At 66.5% G+C, this 3896-nt stretch carries 3 protein-coding genes; 2 read left to right on the top strand and 1 reads right to left on the bottom strand.

The window, feature by feature from the left end; genetic code table 11:
• Both KBA48_RS32680 and KBA48_RS32685 read left to right on the top strand, forming a co-directional pair.
• The coding region (locus tag KBA48_RS32680) for a hypothetical protein (protein ID WP_292912847.1) at window positions 1-184 on the top strand (184 nt) is incomplete at its 5' end.
• A gap of 164 nt (window positions 185-348) precedes the next feature.
• On the top strand, window positions 349-1365 hold the full coding sequence (locus KBA48_RS32685; RefSeq protein ID WP_292912848.1) for a sensor domain-containing diguanylate cyclase: 1017 nt from the start codon (window positions 349-351) through the stop codon (window positions 1363-1365).
• 15 nt (window positions 1366-1380) lie between these two features.
• Here KBA48_RS32685 and KBA48_RS32690 read toward each other — a convergent pair.
• On the bottom strand, window positions 1381-3896 hold a 2516-nt coding region (locus KBA48_RS32690; RefSeq protein WP_367273906.1), incomplete at its 5' end, for a beta strand repeat-containing protein.

Below are 3896 nucleotides of genomic sequence, written 5' to 3' on the forward strand. Positions count from 1 at the left end.
CCGGTACAGCGACATTCGCCAACTTCACCTTCCGGGCGCTGTGATCATGATGATCACAGCGCCAATGCCAGATCCCGCAGCTGGACATCAGAAATATCCTTCATCGATGATAAAAATTGCTAATGAAGCACGGAATAATATTATCGGATTATATTTGAAGCGAACTGATATGGTTAACGGGTGAATATAAACGATACGGTCTTCATCATCCTGACGGGTGGCAAGCACCATCCGTGCGGATAGCGGGCAAGGGTTGTGATTGCGGGCGCGCGCCGCCGCCGCTACGATCCGGTTTGAACGAAGCTGATCCCGGATTGATCGGCCAGGTGGTAACGTGGACGGTTGTCGATGATCGGAGAACAGAGTGCCCCGCCGGATTTCCTGGCACGCATGTCCGGCGCCATGCTGGCGGCCAGCAATGTCGAGGAACTGACGCGCCCGCTGCTGGAACTGCTGGAACTGGTAACCGGTCTGGAAAGCACCTATCTGACGCGGGTCGATGGCGATGCCGGCGTGCAGACCATCCTGTATTCCCGGAACAGCCGCACGATGCAGATCCCGGAGGGTCTGTCCGTTCCCTGGGACGACACATTGTGCAAGCGGGCCCTGGATGAGGGGCGTAACTTCACCGACGATGTGGCCAGTTGCTGGGGCGATTGCGACGCCGCACAGGCTTTGGGCATCCGCACCTATGCCAGTGTCCCCGTCTATGTGGATGATAACGCGCTTTATGGCACGCTTTGCGCCGCCAGCAGCGACAGCCGTCCGATGACGCCGCAGGGACGGCAGGTTCTGTCTCTATTCTCCACCCTTATTTCCAAGCAGTTGCAACGCGAGCAACTGCTGGACCGGCTGCGTCAGTCAAATGCGGCATTGGAAGCGGAATCGACGACGGACGCGCTGACCGGCCTGCCCAACCGGCGGTTCGCCATGGCCGAACTGCGCCGCCTGTTCGCCCTGGCCCGGCGGACCCGCCAGCAGGTGCTGCTGGCCTTCATCGATCTGGATGGTTTCAAGGCCATCAACGACACCCACGGGCACGAGGCGGGGGACCGGTTCCTGATCGCCGTGGGCCAGCGCCTGACGGCCGGCCTGCGCAAGGGCGACGTTCTGGGCCGGCTGGGCGGTGATGAATTCATCATCATCGGCCTGTCGGCCCCCGGAGAGGCGGCGGAGGATGCGGCCTATCGCCGGCTGGCCCCCCTCCTGCGCGGCCGATACGATCTGGAAAGTTGCAGCCTGGACTATCCGGGCGCCAGCTTCGGCGTGATCCAGGTCGATCCCGACAGCACGACGCCGGAAGATGCCCTGCGCGAGGCCGATGCCCGTATGTATGCGGACAAGAAGGCCCGGCGCGCAGGGTGACCACGGCGCGTAGCGTCAATCCTGGAAGCTGATCAGGTCATCCCTGATTGTGGCTTGGTCCAGAACCAGCGGCGCGGTGCGGACATCACCATCATCCGCCGGTACCGTATCGACCAGCGGAATATCCAGGCGGTGGCGATCCACCAGGGCCGCGACACCGAACACAGGCCGGTCGGCGAACAGGTAGGTGCCGGTGCGCGACCCCGCCACCAGCACCAGATCGGCGGCGTCGGTGCCGGCCACACCCGCCACCGTGCCGGTGGCCCCGAACCGCCCGGCCCCGCGATAGGTCAAGGACCCGACCCGCACATCCAGGCCCGTGGCCGTGCCCGCCGTTTCCAGGGTGAGATCGCCGGTCAGGCTGAGCGGGCCGGTCGCCGCAATGCGGTTTCCGGCGGAAAGCCGGGCACTGTCACCGGTCACGCCCGCCAGGCGCAGATCGGTTCCCGCATTGGCCGTCAGGGTCCGGGCAGTAACCGTACCCAGGGTGGCGCCCTTGCCCGCCGTGACACGTACATCCTGGCCCGCCGTGATGGGGCCGGCCGTCAGGGCCTCGGTGCCGGCCAGGGTGACGGCGCTGGCGGCAAGGCTGCCCGTGGTCAGGCGCGTGCCGGTGGCGGTCAGGGCGGCCGTGACATTGACGGGGCCGGCGAAGGTCACCGCCCCACCCGTAACGTCCAGCGCGGACAGACCGCTGACAGCCCCATCCAGGCCCACCGCCCCACTGCCGGCGCGGATGGTCATGCGATAGGGTCCGGAAACGGCGCCACCGATCAAAACCGCGTCGGACGCCGCACCGGCGCTGCGGATGCTGGTGTCGGCGGCAAGCGTGACCGGGCCGCCCAGACGGATATTGCCGCCCGTGCTGCTGGTCAGGTCACCGTTCAGGGTGATGGCACCGGCATAATCCTGCTGCCCCGTTGTCTTGACGCCCCGCAGGCTGACCCCGGCGCCGGCCACGGAAATCAGCTTCAGGGCGCTGCTGCCGCCCACGGCATCGGCCAGCGTGGCGCGACCCGCCCCGGCATCGATGACCAGCGCGTAGGGACCGTTCACCGCACCGGCCAGCCGGATGTCGTCACCGCTATAACCGGCGGAGACGATGGCACTGTCACCGGTCAGGGTCAGGGGGCCGCCCACACGGATGGCACCGCCGACCGTGCTGAGCAGATGGCCGTTCAGGGAGACAGCACCCGCATAATCCTGCTGGCCGACAGTGGTGACGTCCCTCAGAACGACAGACGCGGCACCCGCCGCAAAGCTGGTCAGGGCACGACCCGCCCCCACCATGCCCGTCAGTCCGATCCGCCCGGCACCGGCATCCAGAACCAGGGCATGGGCGCCATCGACCGCGCCGGCAATTTCGATATCGTCACCGGCAAAGCCGGCCGTGACGATGGCGCTGTTGGCCGCCAGACCCACAGGGCCCGCCAGACGGATGGAGCCGCCACCCGTACTGACCAGATTGCCGGCAAGCGTGATGGCTCCGGCATAATCCTGCAGGCCGCTGGTCGTTACATCACCCAGTTTGACCGACGCACCGCCGGCCGCAAACAGCGTCAGGGCACGTTTGCCACCCACCGTGCCATCAACCCGCACCTGTCCCTGACCCGCATCGGCGACCAGGCTATAGGCGCCATCGATATTGCCCTGGAAGCCGATGTCATTGCCTGCGAAGCCGGCGGTCACAACGCTGCTGTTGCCCGCCAGTGTGACCGGACCACCCAGGCGGATGGAACCGCCTGTCGTGCTGACCAGATCACCGGAAAGGGTGATGGCACCCGCATAATCCTGCAAACCACTGGTGGTGACGCTGCCCAGCCGGACGGAAGAACCGCCGGCCGACAGCAGCGTCAGGGCGCGGCCGGCGCCTACGGCACTGGCGAAGGTCACTGCACCGGCGCCCGCATCGGCGACCAGCGCGTAAGGGCCGTTGACGGTACCCGCGACCTGAATGTTGTCGCCTGCGAAACCGGCCGTCACAACGCTGCTATTGCCCGCCAGCGTGACCGGGCCGCCCAGGCGGATAGAACCGCCCACCGTGCTGACCAGATCACCGGAAAGCGTGACGGCACCGGCATAATCCTGCAGGCCGCTGGTGGTGACATTGCCCAGCCGTACGGAAGAACCCCCTGCCGACAGCAGCGTCAGGGCGCGGCTGGAGCCTACGGCACCGGAGAAAGTCACTGCACCGGCGCCCGCATCGGCGACCAGCGCGTAGGGGCCGTTGACGGTACCCGCGACCTGGATGTCGTCATTTGCGAAACCGGCCGTCACGATGCTGCTATTGCCCGTCAGCGTGACCGGGCCGCCCAGGCGGATGGAACCGCCTGTCGTGCTGACCAGATCACCGGAAAGCGTGATGGCACCCGCATAATCCTGCAAACCGCTGGTGGTGACGCTGCCCAGCCGGACGGAAGAACCGCCGGCCGACAGCAGCGTCAGGGCGCGGCTGGAGCCTACGGCACCGGCAAAGCTGACCGTACCGGCGCCCGCATCGGCGACCAGCGCGTAGGGGCCGTTGACGGTAC

It is taken from the genome of Niveispirillum sp. (assembly GCF_017996735.1).
In the GTDB taxonomy this organism is placed as follows: Bacteria; Pseudomonadota; Alphaproteobacteria; order Azospirillales; family Azospirillaceae; genus Niveispirillum.

Excerpts from the sequence above, each read along its gene's own strand:
- KBA48_RS32685 (WP_292912848.1), top strand. The coding sequence starts at position 349 with ATGATCGGAGAACAGAGTGCCCCGCCGGATTTCCTGGCACGCATGTCC.